The organism is Acidovorax sp. GW835-FHT14G06 (assembly GCF_058793595.1).
Genome location: NZ_JBXAGA010000023.1, coordinates 1 through 15,213 on the forward strand (window position 1 = coordinate 1; position 15,213 = coordinate 15,213).

General features: G+C 56.9%; 15 protein-coding genes. 3 read left to right on the forward strand and 12 right to left on the reverse strand.

From position 1 onward, the window contains the following. The first annotated feature begins 337 nt into the window (after window positions 1-337). On the forward strand, window positions 338-565 hold the full coding sequence (locus AC1Q64_RS24085) for an antitoxin Xre/MbcA/ParS toxin-binding domain-containing protein (protein WP_082564895.1): 228 nt from the start codon (window positions 338-340) through the stop codon (window positions 563-565). Between the two features lie 112 nt (window positions 566-677). Here the strand turns inward: AC1Q64_RS24085 and AC1Q64_RS24090 are convergent, their stop codons facing one another. From AC1Q64_RS24090 to AC1Q64_RS24145, 12 genes are all read right to left on the reverse strand, one after another. After that, entirely contained in the window at window positions 678-866 is a 189-nt protein-coding gene (locus AC1Q64_RS24090; protein ID WP_146191287.1) for a hypothetical protein, read from the reverse strand. Beyond that, entirely contained in the window at window positions 863-1,543 is a 681-nt protein-coding gene (locus AC1Q64_RS24095) for a TetR/AcrR family transcriptional regulator (protein WP_056743877.1), read from the reverse strand. Before AC1Q64_RS24095 ends, AC1Q64_RS24090 begins: the two co-directional genes overlap by 4 nt. 96 nt (window positions 1,544-1,639) lie before the next feature. After that, complete coding sequence (locus AC1Q64_RS24100) at window positions 1,640-2,791, reverse strand: acyl-CoA dehydrogenase family protein (RefSeq protein WP_056743879.1); 1,152 nt, start codon at window positions 2,789-2,791, stop codon at window positions 1,640-1,642. A gap of 43 nt (window positions 2,792-2,834) precedes the next feature. Next, a complete protein-coding gene (locus AC1Q64_RS24105) occupies window positions 2,835-3,623 on the reverse strand; it encodes an ABC transporter ATP-binding protein (protein ID WP_056743881.1) in 789 nt (262 codons plus the stop codon). 60 nt (window positions 3,624-3,683) lie between these two features. Next, a complete protein-coding gene (locus AC1Q64_RS24110) occupies window positions 3,684-4,934 on the reverse strand; it encodes an ABC transporter substrate-binding protein (RefSeq protein WP_083235468.1) in 1,251 nt (416 codons plus the stop codon). A gap of 85 nt (window positions 4,935-5,019) precedes the next feature. Next, entirely contained in the window at window positions 5,020-6,072 is a 1,053-nt protein-coding gene (locus AC1Q64_RS24115) for a branched-chain amino acid ABC transporter permease (RefSeq protein ID WP_056743917.1), read from the reverse strand. A 2-nt stretch (window positions 6,073-6,074) separates the two neighbouring features. After that, a complete protein-coding gene (locus tag AC1Q64_RS24120; RefSeq protein WP_056743883.1) occupies window positions 6,075-6,959 on the reverse strand; it encodes a branched-chain amino acid ABC transporter permease in 885 nt (294 codons plus the stop codon). Then, window positions 6,956-8,923: an AMP-dependent synthetase/ligase gene (locus tag AC1Q64_RS24125; protein WP_056743885.1), complete on the reverse strand. Its 1,968-nt coding sequence runs from the start codon at window positions 8,921-8,923 to the stop codon at window positions 6,956-6,958. The genes AC1Q64_RS24120 and AC1Q64_RS24125 overlap by 4 nt, the downstream gene beginning before the upstream one ends. Further along, a complete protein-coding gene (locus AC1Q64_RS24130) occupies window positions 8,920-9,717 on the reverse strand; it encodes an ABC transporter ATP-binding protein (RefSeq protein ID WP_056642819.1) in 798 nt (265 codons plus the stop codon). Before AC1Q64_RS24130 ends, AC1Q64_RS24125 begins: the two co-directional genes overlap by 4 nt. A 112-nt stretch (window positions 9,718-9,829) precedes the next feature. Beyond that, on the reverse strand, window positions 9,830-10,591 hold the full coding sequence (locus AC1Q64_RS24135; protein ID WP_056642823.1) for an SDR family NAD(P)-dependent oxidoreductase: 762 nt from the start codon (window positions 10,589-10,591) through the stop codon (window positions 9,830-9,832). A 33-nt stretch (window positions 10,592-10,624) separates the two neighbouring features. Then, window positions 10,625-11,863, reverse strand: coding sequence for a thiolase family protein (locus AC1Q64_RS24140; protein WP_056642825.1), 1,239 nt, complete (start codon window positions 11,861-11,863; stop codon window positions 10,625-10,627). A 129-nt stretch (window positions 11,864-11,992) separates the two neighbouring features. Beyond that, window positions 11,993-13,054, reverse strand: a complete 1,062-nt coding sequence (locus tag AC1Q64_RS24145; RefSeq protein WP_231940634.1) for a CaiB/BaiF CoA transferase family protein — start codon at window positions 13,052-13,054, stop codon at window positions 11,993-11,995. A 95-nt stretch (window positions 13,055-13,149) separates the two neighbouring features. Between AC1Q64_RS24145 and AC1Q64_RS24150 the strand changes: the two genes are divergently transcribed. Beyond that, a complete protein-coding gene (locus tag AC1Q64_RS24150; RefSeq protein ID WP_231940633.1) occupies window positions 13,150-13,962 on the forward strand; it encodes an enoyl-CoA hydratase/isomerase family protein in 813 nt (270 codons plus the stop codon). Window positions 13,963-13,974: 12 nt separating this feature from the next. After that, a complete protein-coding gene (locus tag AC1Q64_RS24155; RefSeq protein ID WP_056642827.1) occupies window positions 13,975-15,198 on the forward strand; it encodes a phenylacetate--CoA ligase family protein in 1,224 nt (407 codons plus the stop codon). Window positions 15,199-15,213: the final 15 nt, after the last annotated feature.

Below are 15,213 nucleotides of genomic sequence, written 5' to 3' on the forward strand. Positions count from 1 at the left end.
CCTTCACAGGTTGGCCATTAGCCCTGGCTCAAAATTCAATCGGCACGGTGGCTCAATTTTGAATCGGCGCCAACACTCAGCCGCGATAGTTGCAGCAGCACGCGCGGTGCTCGCACGTCCAAAATACCCCCCACACTCTTGCACCCCAGCCGAAGACCAAGGCAGTTTTCATATGTCCGCCCAAAGCAAGCGAGCAATTCGCTGAATCGCCCACTGCAGTTCATCGCCTCCATGTTCGTCATGCAGGCGGTGGTAGGGCGGGGAACTCCCTTCAATTCAAGATACCTTGCCCGGACGTGTGCATTGCATTCATCTGGCGTGCAGATCAGAATGGGCCATGGCCCTCGAAGACGATATCGCTACCCTCTCCGCACTTGTTCAGCGTATGGTTGATGAATCAGGAACACCAGTAGGTTTTGACGCGCGGGCTTGGCTTGACCAATGGCTGTTGGAATTGGCACCGACATTTGGTCATCGTCGTCCACTGGATGTTCTCAGCGGACCCGGCGGGCTGGATTTGGTGCGTAGCCACCTCCTGCGCGCGCAATCCGGGGCCTATTCCTGAGCGCAATTGTGGTGCTCTCCATTCATTGAATGCGTCACTGCCCACTAATTCATTGGGCCATCGCACACGCCTTGAAAGCCGCCTTGGATTCCCGTGTGGGCCGACCAGCTTCTCAGCATCCCATCGTCGAAGCAGAAAGACTCGCATTGGCTGCCTCGAAGAACTCGACCACCTTGCCATCCTGATCAAGCCTGAAGACCTGATTCCAGCACCGGTTTCCGCCATGCACGACGATGTCCGCCAGAATTGCCTCACTGCGAAGAACACAACCGGAAGCCCAAGCCTGTTGCGCCAGATTCACGCTTGACTGGGACGAATACCATGCGCAAGAAAACCGATAAAAATATCGGCCACTTCGTCGCTTCCAAGGCTGCCATCGATATGCATCCATTGGGTAATCGAGCTAACAGCGCCCATGAACCAGAACACCGCCAATTTCACGTTGCACGGGGCAATGGAACCATCCTGAACACCCCCCTCGAGCACTTTGCGCAGCTCTTGATCAAACTTTCGCCGACGCAAAGTGATTTTTTTCTGATCCGCCACAGTCATACCGGAGAAATCCTGGAGGATCGCCGGTGCGCCCATTTCATCCGTTAGCAACGAGATGTAGTTCTTAATGAAGACCGAGATCCGACCGAAACCAGTATTTTCCGAAGCGATCGCGTCTTGCAAGACGCGATCTCCCAAATGCATGGCGAGCTCGTGGCATTCGTAGACAAGTTCCTGCTTGTTCTTGAAGTAGTAGTAGAGGGCAGGCTTGGTGACGTTGAGCGTTTTTGCAATCTCGTCCAAGGACACATTCTTGTACCCATGGCGGCCAAATGCGCGCGAAGCTTCCGCAATGACAGCTTGCTTTTTGAGCTGGTACTGCTCATCCGCGCCGCTGACCGCATTGTTCCATTTTGCGCCCTTGCCCGATCTTTTGGCAGCATTGCGTGTCAGTGACTTGGGCTTTGCCTCAATTGGCGTACTCATTGGTGTTGTTTTCCTTGAGGGCATTCGTATCGCTAACTGAGGCAAAGTGTATCGAACTGCTTTCGCCGATAGGCCTGCGGAGAAAGGCCGTGCTCATCAGCCAGCCAAGATACTGCGCGCAATGATCAACTTTTGAATGTGACTAGTGCCTTCGTAGATCTTTGTAACGCGCACATCGCGATAATAGCGCTCGACCGGGAAGTCGTTGACATACCCGTAGCCACCATGCACTTGCAGCGCCGCAGAGCAAACCTTTTCAGCCATTTCGCTGGCATAGAGTTTAGCAACGGAGGCCTCCTTACTGGTTGGCAGGCCCGCATCCGTAAGACGAGCTGCATACAGCATGTACTGGTGCGCCACCTCAACCTGCATGGCCATTTCCGCCAAATCAAAGCTAATGGCCTGCAGTTCGGTGAGTGGCTTGCCATAGGCCTCGCGCTCTTTGGCGTAGCGGATGGCTGCCTCCAGCGCTGCACGGGCAATGCCGATGGCCAGGGCGGCGATTGCGATGCGCCCATCGGACAACAGCGATAGTGCTTTGCCATACCCGCGCCCTTCCTCACCGATCATGTTCTGAACTGGAACACGCATGTTGTCCAGCTGAATCTGAGCCGTGTGGGCCGTGTGCTGGCCCAGCTTCCTTTCGATACGCAAGCATTGGTAGCCTGGATCTTCGGGGTCCGCGATGAACAGGCTGAAGCGGTGACGGGCACCTGGTTCCGCAGTTGCTGCCACGACGAGCGCAAAGCCCGCTTCACTGCCATTGGAAATCCATTGTTTGCTGCCATTGATCACATAAACGTCGCCGTCCCGCTTAGCCGTGGTCCGGATGGCTGCGGTATCCGAGCCTGCATGGGGCTCTGACAATAAAAAGGCACCAATGCGCTTGCCACTGGCCAGATCCGGCAGATGGCGGGCCATCTGTTGTTCGGTTCCAAAACTACGTAACACGTGCGCAGCTGAGTTGTGGACGTGCATCATGGTGGCGAAGCCACCATCGGCCGCTGCGAATTCTTCAATAGCCAGGCAATACTCCACGAATGAAAGCCCGGAACCGCCGTATGCTGGCGGGGCGAGCATGCCCATGAAGCCTACGTCGGCAACTGCCTTGATTTCGTCGTGTGGCCAAGCCCCCGTGCGATCACGTTCGGCGGCCGTGCTACCCACCACTTCAGTCGCGACACGCCGGGCAGACTCCCGAATAATGACTTCTTGTTCGCTCAGCAATGCATTGGAAACGATGCTCATAAACCCATCCTTGAAAACTTGGAAAACGACTGACCCAATGCGGTCAACCCAGCCAGCGCTTGCGGCGGCGGTAATGTTTCATGTCGCGGAAACTCTTGCGCTCCCCATCGACCGTCAGGCCGAGGTAGAACTCTCGAACGTCCTCGTTGGTCTTTAAGCTGTTGGAGGGGCCCTCTAACACGATCCGTCCGCTCTCCATCACATAGCCGTAGTCGGCTAAATCCAGAGCGACGCGGGTGTTTTGCTCCACGATCAGCAGAGTCAGACCGCTGGTCTTGAGGTCACTCAGCAAACCATAGACCTCATCGACCATCAGCGGAGCCAAGCCGAGCGAAGGCTCGTCGATCATCACCAACTTAGGCTTGGCCATCAGGGCCCGTCCAATTACCAGCAATTGCTGCTCGCCGCCCGACAGGTAACCTGCTGTGCGAGTACGCAAGGCTTTCAGACGCTTGATGCGGCTATACACCTCATCAAGCATTTCCTTGGCATCGCCAGCGCTGCCCATATGACCGCCCACCACCAGGTTCTGCTCCACTGTCATGTGGCGGAGAACCTTGCGCCCTTCCATGACATGTACCAACCCCTTGCGAACGACATCGACGGGGTTGGCACCGGTGATGTCCGCACCATCAAATTGAATACTCCCCGCCGTCACACGACCATCCTCTGTCCTGACCAGGTTGGAGATGGCCTTGAGCGTGGTGCTCTTGCCAGCGCCATTGGCGCCCAGCAAGGTCACGCACTGTCCAGCGGGGACTTTGGCGGTAATGCCTTTGACAGCAAGAATGACGTCGCTGTAGAGGACTTCAACGTTGTTCAGTTCAAGCACGGGTAGCTCCAGATGATGTGGCCTGGGTCTCGGTGGCCCGAGACCCAGGCCGATTTGCAATTACCACTTGTTCAACACAGGAACCGGAACGTTCTGCTCGAGAAGTTTGTACTTTCCCTTTTCGACGGTGCCGATGTTGACGGCTGTGCCCGAGGTCGGGAACGGCGCATCATTGTTGAACTTGATATTGGGCAACAAGCCAAAACTGCGCTCGGTAGGCATGGGGGTGGACAGCAGTGCAGCGCGAACCTCTTCGCCCGTCACACCGCCAGCACCTTTGACCTTGACAACATTTTCAACGGCACGAACCGTCAACATCGCTTGGCTCATGCCCATAATGCAGGCAGAGTTATAGGCGGCTTGCAACTTGTATTGGCTGCGCAGTTTCTCGAAGAAGTCCCGTGCCGGTGTTGCGCCTTCGGCGGCCATGGCCATGCCATAGACCTCATAGTTTCCATCCATTTGGCTCAGGTCACCCAGCGCTTTCCCCGACGAAAGCAACCCGTTATGAGCGCTAACCACTATCGGAATATTGGTTTTTCCAAGGCTTTGCAGGGCGCGCCGTGTCGCCACTACCGATGCTGTATTGTTGAACACCTGCAGTACCGTGGCCCCCTTGCGGACCAGGCGGCTGACCTGCTGGGTAAGGTCGGTCGGCTGTGCTTCGGTATAAATCGTTTCAACGACTTCAATGATCTTCGGATTGTCCTTAGCGAACTTCTCGACACCTTTGTGGATGTCCACGTAGGCCGGCGATACTTCCGATGAAATCACCCCCACCTTGAGAGGAGCAGACGAACCCGACTTCTTCTGCATCCACACATAAAACGCAGCCGCTTCGTGCGGGTAAGTGGCACGGGCATTGAACACCCAGTTATCACCCTTCCAAGCAAATCCATATCCTGCTGTCGACTGGACAAGAGGCACCTTGTCACTAGGCAAGCGCTGCTGCAGCGCATTGGTATCTGCACCGCCCACACCCAGAACAGCCACCGGGTTGAGCTCGGACTTGATGCCTGGCCAGAGGCTGGCCACTTGGGCGACGTCATAGCGGGTGTCGAAATCCTTGATTCGCAATGCGACGCCCTGCGCTTTACCGACCTCTTCGCTCCACCAGTCGAGCACCGCACGGCGGCATCCCGTCATATCTTTCATGATGTCTGCGAAAGGTCCGGTGAAGTCAGCCAGGCCAGCCACGTTGTAAGTAGTCTGAGCTTGTGCCATGCCGCCAAGGCACAAGGCTGACGCCAGTAAAGCGCCGCGTTGCCCCAGTTTGACCATTGCCGACAACTTTGCTCGATTCGTTTTCATAAAAAAAGTCTCCTTTTGTAGTAGCGCTTTGCATTGGAGCAGCCCTTCCCAGCGCCTAAGGTGGCTGCAGAAAACAGGATTGCGGTCAATATGGGTAAGGCCACATGCGATAAGACCGCTTGACGATGTTCCACCGGTGCATCAGACCGCGTGGCTCAAAGATCAGAAAGGCCGCGATGACTCCACCCAGGAAAATATTCATCACTGCGAAAACAACATCTCCGCTCAGGAAGGAAAAGTTCTCGACCAGTGAAGGGCCCACGATGGTGATCGTCTCCTGGGCAGTACGGATAACAAACACGCCGATCAGCGCGCCCGTCACCGACCCCATGCCACCCACAATGATCATCGCGATGAACCATATCGAGTGGATCAGGGTGAACTGGTCAATCGCCACGAACCTGACGTAGTAAGCCCAGAGCCCTCCACCGATGCCCGCGTAAAACGCACCCAGCAAGAAGGCAAGTACCTTGGTGCGCACGACATTGATGCCCATCATTCCTGAGGCCACGTCGTCATCGCGCACTGCCGCAAAAATTCGACCATGGCGGCTGCGTGCGACGCCGTAGGCGCCCGCAATCATGATGAAGGCCACTACCAGACACAGGTAGTAAATGCGGGTATCGGTGTTGAAAACGAAACCAAGGAGCTGTGCTGGTTCCAGAGTGATGCCGTTAGATCCCCCCAGCCACTTGGCAGGCAGGTTGAGCACAAAGAAGTGGAACAAAATCTGCGCAGCAATCGTGGTCAAGGCAAGGTAAAAACCCTTTATGCGCATTGCGGTTAATCCAAACACCAGCCCAAAAAGCGCCGCGCACAGCCCGCCGATGGGCAAAGCCAGCCAGAAAGGCAGGTGGCCTTTCGTCGCTAGGAGCGCTGTTGCATACGCACCAACCCCCATGAACGCAGCTTGACCCAAATTGATCTGACCCGCTAGACCAGTATTGATCTGCAGCCCCATGACCACCACTGCAGTAATCAGCATAGAGGTCATGATCGCCACCCAGCGGACCTCGCTGATCAGGGGCAGCGCAAACAACGCTATAACAAACAGGCCCAATGCCACCGCCTGGCTGCGCGTGCGAATTAGTGCTTGGTCTTTGGCGAAAGAAGTCGCGAATACACCTGCGGGATCCATGCTCATACCCTCTCAATGGTTTTCCACCCGAACATGCCGGTGGGACGAATTAACAACACCACCAGCATGATGATGAAAGGAAAGACGGAGCCCAGCGCTCCCCCCACCAGGGGATCGAGATAGGCCGAAGCCAAACCCTGAATCACACCCACCAAAACACCGGCGATCAGCAAACCTGCGAGGGACTCCAACCCAGCCAGCAAGGCCACCGGCAAGGCAGCCAGGCCGATGTCGGAGCTCATCATGTTGATGGAGCGGCCACTCAAATGCACTATCGCCCCCAGTGTGGAAAGCACGGATCCCAGCACCCACGCAAAGGCAATGGAACGCTGCACCGAGATGCCCATGGACATGGCCACCTGGTGGTCTTCCGCCACGGCCGTCATGGTCAAGCCAGCCCTTGTCCGGTTGAAAAACCAGGAGAGGCCAACGCCGATGAAGATGGTCATAATTCCACCGTAGAGCATCGAACGGGAGACGATGAGATCGCCAACGATGATCGGATCCAGAGGAAAGATGATCGGAAAAGCACGCACCTGTGGACCAAAAAGCACCAACACAACGCCTCGGATCAGAATCAAGAGACCGATCGTCACCATGACCATCGAGAAGACGGATTCCCCAACCAGACGGGCAAAAAATATCCGCTCAATCATGAAACCAAAAATTGCAGCACTAACGAATGCCACGGGCAATCCGACCCACAGCGGTAGACCCATCTGAATAATCGTCCACCACACCATGTAGCCGCCAAAGACCACCAACTCACCTTGTGCAAAGTTGAACACCTTTGACGCGCGATAGATCACGACGAAACCCATGGCGATCAACGCATACAGAAGCCCTGACAGCGCACCGTTTATCAGGTAGTTAATAAAATCGATCATTTCCGTCCTCTGCTTCGGGCTGCGCCCAGGTGGTCTGACCCTGCGGCGTCCGTGTCATGGATGGACACCAGAGCCTCGAAATTGCCGCGCCGACCGTCCTGGTAGGTCACAGGAATATCGATACGCACGGCGTGCAAGCCGTCATATAAACCGTTGATCAGCGTGGCGTATCGCACCTCCAGGAATTCGCGCCGCAGCTTTCTCGAACGTGTTAGTTCGCCCTCGTCCGGATCAAGCTCTTTTGGAAAATTGGCGAATCGCTTGACCCGCGCATGCGCCGGCAAAAACTGATTCACACGGGTAATTTCCTGACTGATCAACTCTGCGACCTCTGGCCGCTGTGACAAATCGGTAAAGGTTGAAAATCCGATCCGCTTGTCTTCTGCCCACCGCGACAGAACAGCCATGTCGATATTGATGAGAGCGGCCACGAAGTCCCTCGTCTCGTCTCCCACCGTCATGATGTCCTTGATGAAGGGACTGAACCGAAGGCGGGTCTCGACGAACTGCGGCGGGAAGGTTTCTCCGCTGCGCAAACGCTTGAGGTCCGACAACCGCTCCAGGAACACGAGCTCGCCTAGCTCAGTTTTCGTTACGGCATCGCCCGTGTAGAACCAGCCATCTTTCACCTTCGACTCTACGGAACCCTCTCTGCGGTAGTAGCCCAGAAACGGGCTTCCGCCACGAATCTGCAGCTCTCCGTCCGCACTCAAGCGCCATTCCAATGGTGGGCCCGCCTCTGGATGCGCCTTCATCCAGTGCCCTACGGTCTCCAGATCAAATCGGTCACCCTGGTGGCATGTCAGCAACCCGGTTTCGGTGGAGCCATAGATGTTGCGCAGAGGTATACCCATGGCATGGAACATGCGAAACACATCCGGTGCCATGGTGGCACCACCGCAGCTGGCACAGCGCAGCCGGGTCAGGCCGAGCAGATCTCGCAACGGGCGCAGAACCAGTGCATTGGCGATAGGAAACAGCAACCGGTCCAGCAGGCCAACGGGTTTTCCATCCAAGCGCCCCACATTAACGGTGTGACCGATCTTCATGCCCCACTCGTAGACACCTCGTCGAATGGGTCCTGCGTCGAGCATGTGCGCCTGCACAGAGGACGCCATGCTTTCCCACTGGCGCGGAGCAAATGTCATACCTTCCACCGCCAATTCCCGAATGTTGGACAACACCTGCTCCGGGCCCTCGGGGAAGTTCACTACCATGGGCAATCCCAATCCCATGGTGATGCCATATATTTGTTCAGTGGCCCAGGATGGCGCGATGTAACTCAGGTATTCCATACCCGGCTTCACATCCATGGAATCGATCAAGCGCTGGGCGTTGTCGATCAAAAAGCGATGCGTGAGGATCACGCCCTTGGGCTGCCCCGTCGTGCCGGAAGTGTAAGAAAGAACCGCTATGTCATCGGGGGCTCCCGCATCCACTAGCGCGTCGTACATCTTTCCGTTACGTTGATGGATTTCACGCCCTTGCCGCTGCATGCCATCGAAGGTTTGCAGGATGGGGTCGTTATACGACCACATACCCGTTTCATCCCAATACACAATGTGGCGCATCTTCAACGTCTTGTTCCGGACATCCAGGCCCTTGTCAACCTGCTCTTGGTCCTGCGCGAACAAGATGACTGCTTCGCTGTCGTCCAAAAGATAGGCCACCTCCTCCGAAGTGAGGTCCGGGTACATGGATACAACTTTGCATCCCAGTGCATGCGCGGCATACTCGGCCCAGTAATGCTGCGGCTCATTCTCACCAATGATGGCAATGGTCTCACCCGCTTTGACGCCTGCTTGGTGCATGCCCAGCGCAATCTCTCGAACGTTGCGCTGCACATCCGCAAAGCTGTACTCCCGCCAAATGCCGCGCTGCTTATGGCGCTGGGAAAGACGGTTGGGGTTAGCATGCGCATGCTTGCGCAGCAACTGGGGAAGGGTCGCGATTTCGAGTTTCATTGGACGCCCTCCCCAAGATAGGCTTTAAGCACTGCGGGATTAGCCTGGATCTCCTTGGGCGTTCCATCGGCGATCTTGCGTCCAAAGTCCAGCACAGCGATGCGGTCAGCCAGGTCCATCACCACACCCATGTCGTGCTCCACCAAAACAATAGGAATGCGCTTTGCCTCGCGCACATCCAGAATGAAACGTGCCAAGTCTTCTTTCTCTTCAGTATTCATACCGGCCATAGGCTCATCCATCAACAGAATCTTCGGGTCTTGGGCCAGTGCGCGCCCCAAGTCCACGCGCTTGCGAAGCCCATAACCGAGGCTGCCCACCGGCGCATGCCGGATGGATTCAATTTCAAGAAATTCAATGATTTCTTCCACCACCTCCCGATGCAAAACTTCTTCCCGTTTTGCCGGGCCGAAATGGAAAAATGACTGCACGAGATTGGCCCGCATGTGCATGTGGCGCCCCACCATCAGGTTCTCGATAACGGTCATGCCCGAAAAAATGTGCGTACCTTGAAAGGTGCGCGCTAGGCCCTGTGCCGCCACGTCGTGAACCGCCATGTCGCGCACGTTGTGCCCGGCCAGGGATATCTCGCCTTTCTTGGGGCGGTAGAACCCGCTCAGGCAGTTCATCAGAGAAGACTTTCCCGCTCCGTTCGGCCCGATGATTGCCAGCAGCTCGTCCTTGCGCACATCAATCGAAACATCATTCAGCGCCACAACTCCACCGAACTGCAGCAGCAGATTCTGGGCTGTCAGCACCACGCCTTCCCGCTGGCTTTGAATGGCTGCATTCATTGGTACCTCCACTCTGAATTCTTGGCTTTGTCCATCGAATTTCCTTCATAAGACCTTTGCAGGGTCTACGCATCCATTTGCGGGAATGCTCGCAGCGATCAATGGACCACGACTAACAACGGACACCCGCATCCAGGCTGATCGTGGTGGCATTCAAATAGGCGTTTTCCACAACGTGCCGAACCAGTCCACCGAACTCTTGTGCCTGCCCCATGCGATGAGGAAAGAGGATGACGTTGTCAATAATGTTTTGCGACACCTTCGTTGGCATGCCTGCAGACATGGCGGTCTCAAACAGACCAGGCGCCACGGCCACCACTCGGATTCCGTGTTGCGCAAGATCCCGCGCCACCGGAAGCGTCATTCCAATGACCGCCGCTTTGCTGGCGCTATATGCGGCCTGGCCCACTTGACCCTGCCACGCAGCACCAGATGACGTGTTCACGATGACCCCCCGTTCACCGTCGACATTGGGCTCGTTCTGCGACATGGCCAACGACGCATAGCGCACCACGTTGAATGTCCCGGTCAGGTTGATGGCGATCACCCGGTTCCAAAGATCCATCGGGAATAACTCGCCCTTTGAAAGCGTCTTGCAGGGACCCAGAATTCCCGCGCAATTTACCGCCACATGCAGCGCACCAAATTCCGCCACTGCCGCGTCTACGCCAGCCTTCACACTGGCCTCGTCCGAAACATCAACCTTCTGGATTCGCACGCGCTCGCCCATCGGCAGCACCTCGCTCGCAAGGCGCTCTTCGTCCAGATCAACCGCCATGACGCTCGCTCCGGCCGCAAGCAATGCCTTGCAAGTGGCGAGCCCCAGGCCTGAAGCAGCTCCTGTGACGAAGGCAATGGTATTTTTGACATCCATACTGTTTCTCTTGTCTCTTATTGAGTGCAGCGCTCAGCGCGCCAAGATGGTGATACAGGCAACAGCTTCTTCAATGCCCTCAAGACCGCCACCGTTTTCTGCCAGCGCAATCCTTGCGTCAGTCACCTGCCGCAGTCCGGCTTCCCCGCGAAGCTGAGTTACCAACTCATGGACTTGGGCAATACCGGTGGCCCCAACAGGGTGCCCCTTAGACTCCAGGCCGCCGGACGGATTAACGGGAATGCGGCCACCAATCCGGGTATCACCCCGCTCGGCAATCACACCGCCCATGCCGAACTCACAGAAACCGAGGTTTTCTGTCTGAATGATTTCACCCATGGCCGTGGCATCGTGCACCTCGGCCACCGAGATATCTGCTGGGCCAACACCTGCCAGTTCATATGCCCTGCGCGAAGCCAGTGCTGTGCAGTGGTTGGTGTAGTCGTCTTCGCTCCGGTCGGAACCGCTTTGCACTACTGCCGCCAACACCTTGATGGCACGCTTTTCATCGATGTTCAAGCGCATAAGCGCCGAGCGTGTGCAAATGATGGCTGCTGCTGCGCCATCAGACACCGGGGAGCACATGGGCAGAGTCAATGGGTAGGTGATCGGCGGCGCGGCGAGCACCTCTTCGATGCTGTAAGCCATCCGGTACTGCGACAGCGGGTTGTGCATGGAGTGCGCGTGGTTCTTGGATGAAACGGCGGCTAACTGGCGCTGCGTCGTCCCGAAAGTGCGCATGTGCGATCGTGCAAACGCCGCATACACGTCCATGAAAACGCTGTACGGCCTGGGTGAGGTACTCCCCTCGGGCACCGCCACGTCGCGCCCCATCTTCATCAACTCCCCACGAATCTCTTCTGCACGCGAGAGATCCCAGGCACTGTCAAACACCGAGAACATCTTGAGCTTGTCGGATGAGAACATCTTCTCTGCACCAACAGCCAAAGCGACATCGCCAGCACCCGACTTGAGGTGATTGCAGGCTAGAACGAACGCCGACGAGCCGCTTGCACAAGCGTTTTCGACGTTCACCACCGGAATGCGCCCAATCCCCATGGCCCGCAGCGCAATTTGCCCACGAATCATGTGCTGGCCATCCATATGCCCCTGGGAAGTGTTCCCAAAAAAGGCCGCTTCCAAGTCTTCTTTTTCCAATCCCGCGTCCGCCAAAGCAGCCGCCGTGGCCTCGCGTGTGAGCGCCTTGATGTCTTTGTCCAGATGCCGTCCGAATGGCGTCATCCCCACACCAACCACATAGATATCTTCCATCGCATTTCTCCGTGGCGGATCTTCTTGATCCATGAAAGTCAAATAAATTACTTTGCGTAAGATGTTTTTACTGTACAGTAAAATTCTCAACTGCTTGCCAGGGATTACCCTTGGTATCACATTCGCGGCTCAGCAAAGCGGCAGGAATCGCATGCCCCGCGCAGTCTCAATATCGCCCTGCTCAGTCACGCTGTACAAACCACGAGCCACGTTGTGGGGATGAGCGGCGGCTTCGGCCATGGTGAGCACCGGCGCAAAGCAACTGTCAGTGCCTTCCATCAGTGCATTCCAGTACGTACTAGGTTGGGAAGCAAAGCGCTGCGCAATCCGCGCCTTGAGAGACGGCCACAAAGTCTTGTCCATTTGCCGTGCGGGGTCGACATCCGTCAGCTGCAATTGCGTCAACAGCAATGCATAGAACTGTGGCTCGATTGCACCGACCGTGATGTATCGCCCATCGCTGCACAGATAGCGGTCGTAGAAGGGTGAGTCATGGAAGACACTGGGTTCGCTGCCTTCCAATCCGCCACCTTGACGAATCAGTTGCACGAGCGGCGACAGCATTGCCAACACATCAATGATGGCGCCGTCAACCACGCAGCCCTGGCCCTTATCCCGCGCGCCTAGCAACGCCGACACCATGCCAAATGCAAACCCGAGGGCGCCGGCAGCATCCCCAACCACTGTGGGTGGAAGCATGGGAGGGTGTCCCGGTTGCTCGGTGATCGACATGAGCCCAGTGAGAGCGACATAGTTCATGTCGTGCCCGGCGGCCTGAGCCAGCGGCCCATCCTGCCCCCAGCCCGTCATGCGCCCATACACAAGCCGCGGGTTGTATTCACCACATACATCGGGACCCAAACCCAGGCGCTCCATCACACCCGGGCGGTTGCCCTCAATCAACCCGTCGCTTTGCGCGACCATGTCCAGCGCCCGCGCCTTGTCCTCGTCGTTCTTGAGATTCAATGTGACGCGTCGTTTGCCGCGCGACAAGAGCGCCCCGTCCTTCGGAGTGAGCTCATCAGGCAATGCGCTCGCACCTGGCCGCCCGACCACAGTAACGTCAGCGCCCATCTGCATCAACATGAACCCAGCTAAGGGCCCTGGGCCGATCCCCTCGAACTCGACGATCTTGATACCCGATAGCGGGAACATGAGCGGGCTGCTCTTACTTCGCATGAAGAACTCCATTTGTTTAATTGTTTTACTTTAGGGTAGAATTTTTAACCTATGGGTAATGGAAAACCCCATGTCCCTCAAAACAGAGGCAAAAGCAGAATCGATCCATGAACACGCAAGCCAGCAAGGAACCCCTGATGTCGACACCGGTTGTGATTACAGACGTACGAAAAGGCACCATGTGGATTCGCCTGAACCGACCTGATGCAATGAACTCGCTGACCCCGGCGGTGCTTCGGGGAATAGACCACGCACTCAACGAAGCACAGAGCCGCGGAGACGTGATATCCGTCGTATTGACGGGCACTGGACGGGCCTTCTGCGCGGGCGCCGACCTCAAGTACGTCAAGACGCAAGCGGGCGAAAGTGGCACCAGTGGCTTTCTGGACAGCGTACTGTCCACCATGAACCGGATTGACCGCTTTCCAAAACCCGTGATCGCCGCCCTGAACGGCATAACTCTGGCGGGCGGGCTCGAACTGGTGCTGTGCTGTGATCTAGTGCTGGCGGCAAGGAGCGCCAAAATTGGCGACGCACATGCCAACTACGGCCTGATCCCCGGAGGGGGGGGGTCGGTGCGCCTGCCGCGGGTCATTGGCCCCACACGCGCCAAGTACCTTCTCTTCACGGGTGACTTCGTGGACGCGGCAGATCTTGTGGAAGCGGGCCTCGTCAACCAAGTGGTGGACGACGACCAGCTCGAAAGCGTTGCACAAGCCGTGGCCGACAAAATTGCCACGAAGAGCCCCCTTGGCCTGCGCCGCATGAAAACGCTGGTCGACGATGGTTTGCAACAGCCTCTAGACACCGCCCTGCGATTGGAGCTTCTGGCCTCTGAAGTGCATTCCCACAGCGCCGATCTCCACGAAGGCCTGGCCGCATTCAACGAAAAACGCACCCCGCGCTTCACGGGCCACTAGGACGGCAACGCCATGCATACGTTACCCACCACCGATCGATTCAGACTACTGCGTGCTTCGCAGCAATTCGCCTACGACCGCGCCCCGGCCATCCGCGCGGTCTATCAGCTTGCAATGATGACGCCGCAGGATCTCCAAGGCCCTGCCGACCTTGCACGGCTCGCCGTCACAAGTAAGGATTCACTGCTTGATAAGCAGCGCCAGTCACCGCCATTCGGTGGGTTTCTCGCTGCCGACGACACATCTATCCGCCGCATTTATGTCTCCCCAGGCCCCGTCTATGAACCCCATTCTTTCGACGAAGACACTGGCAAGGGCTTCTCGCATGTGTTCAGGCAGGCGGGAATCGGCCCCGGTGACCGTGTACTCAACACCTGGTCCTACCATCTTGTTCCAGCCGGCCTATTGCTAGATGCGGGCATTGCTGCCACCGGGGCGACGCTCATTCCCTGCGGGCCCGGCGGCGCCGAGCAACAAGCGCAGCTCATCATGGAACTGGGCATCACCTGCATTTGCTCCTCCACCTCCTTCTTCGTGACCTTGGTCGAAACGCTTGAGCGCATGGGCTACGACCTGCCTTCTCAATGGAAGGTCCGCTCCGCAATGCTGGGCGGCGAACTGGGTGACTGGATGGGCAAGCGCCGCGCATTGGAGCAGAAATACGCAATCCGCACGTTCTCGGCTTATGCCACCGGCGACTTCGGGCTGATTGCTTACGAGGAACTAGGACAACTGGGCTACACGGTCCAGCCTGACCGGCTCGTCCAGATCTGCGACCCGCACACCGGCGCACCCCTTCCGCCGGGCGAACCCGGCCAGATAGTGGTCACCACGCTGGACAGCGGTTGGCCTCTGGTCCGCTTTGGCACAGGCGATGTGGCGCAAGCGCTGGCCCATTCCCCGGATGGTCTCGTCGAACGAATCAGTTTGTTGCAAGGCCGAGTGGGCCAAGGTGTCAAAGTACGCGAAATTTTCATCTATCCACGCAACGTGGAAGAGCTGATCATCCGGATCCCGGCTATAGAACGTGCCCAGATCATCGTTGAAAAAAAGCAGCATCGGGAAACTGCAACCTTGCGCGCGGTGCTAACGCCAGGGGCTTCTCACTACGCCACGCAAAGCGATTTGATCGAAGTGTTCAGGCAATTGACCCGCCTGAGGCTCGACTCAGTCGAGTGGGTAATCCAAGAAGATATGCCCATTGACGCACCCTTGCTGGTTGACAACAAGCAGTGAAATTCTAAAAAGCCA

Bases quoted from the DNA above. Each gene is read 5' to 3' on its own strand.
- AC1Q64_RS24120 (WP_056743883.1), bottom strand. From the start codon at position 6,959: ATGATCGATTTTATTAACTACCTGATAAACGGTGCGCTGTCAGGGCTT.
- AC1Q64_RS24155 (WP_056642827.1), top strand. From the start codon at position 13,975: ATGCATACGTTACCCACCACCGATCGATTCAGACTACTGCGTGCTTCG.
- AC1Q64_RS24140 (WP_056642825.1), bottom strand. From the start codon at position 11,863: ATGGAAGATATCTATGTGGTTGGTGTGGGGATGACGCCATTCGGACGG.
- AC1Q64_RS24085 (WP_082564895.1), top strand. From the start codon at position 338: ATGGCCCTCGAAGACGATATCGCTACCCTCTCCGCACTTGTTCAGCGT.
- AC1Q64_RS24095 (WP_056743877.1), bottom strand. From the start codon at position 1,543: ATGAGTACGCCAATTGAGGCAAAGCCCAAGTCACTGACACGCAATGCT.
- AC1Q64_RS24100 (WP_056743879.1), bottom strand. From the start codon at position 2,791: ATGAGCATCGTTTCCAATGCATTGCTGAGCGAACAAGAAGTCATTATT.
- AC1Q64_RS24135 (WP_056642823.1), bottom strand. From the start codon at position 10,591: ATGGATGTCAAAAATACCATTGCCTTCGTCACAGGAGCTGCTTCAGGC.
- AC1Q64_RS24145 (WP_231940634.1), bottom strand. From the start codon at position 13,054: ATGGAGTTCTTCATGCGAAGTAAGAGCAGCCCGCTCATGTTCCCGCTA.
- AC1Q64_RS24125 (WP_056743885.1), bottom strand. From the start codon at position 8,923: ATGAAACTCGAAATCGCGACCCTTCCCCAGTTGCTGCGCAAGCATGCG.
- AC1Q64_RS24115 (WP_056743917.1), bottom strand. From the start codon at position 6,072: ATGGATCCCGCAGGTGTATTCGCGACTTCTTTCGCCAAAGACCAAGCA.
- AC1Q64_RS24110 (WP_083235468.1), bottom strand. From the start codon at position 4,934: ATGAAAACGAATCGAGCAAAGTTGTCGGCAATGGTCAAACTGGGGCAA.
- AC1Q64_RS24150 (WP_231940633.1), top strand. From the start codon at position 13,150: ATGAACACGCAAGCCAGCAAGGAACCCCTGATGTCGACACCGGTTGTG.
- AC1Q64_RS24130 (WP_056642819.1), bottom strand. From the start codon at position 9,717: ATGAATGCAGCCATTCAAAGCCAGCGGGAAGGCGTGGTGCTGACAGCC.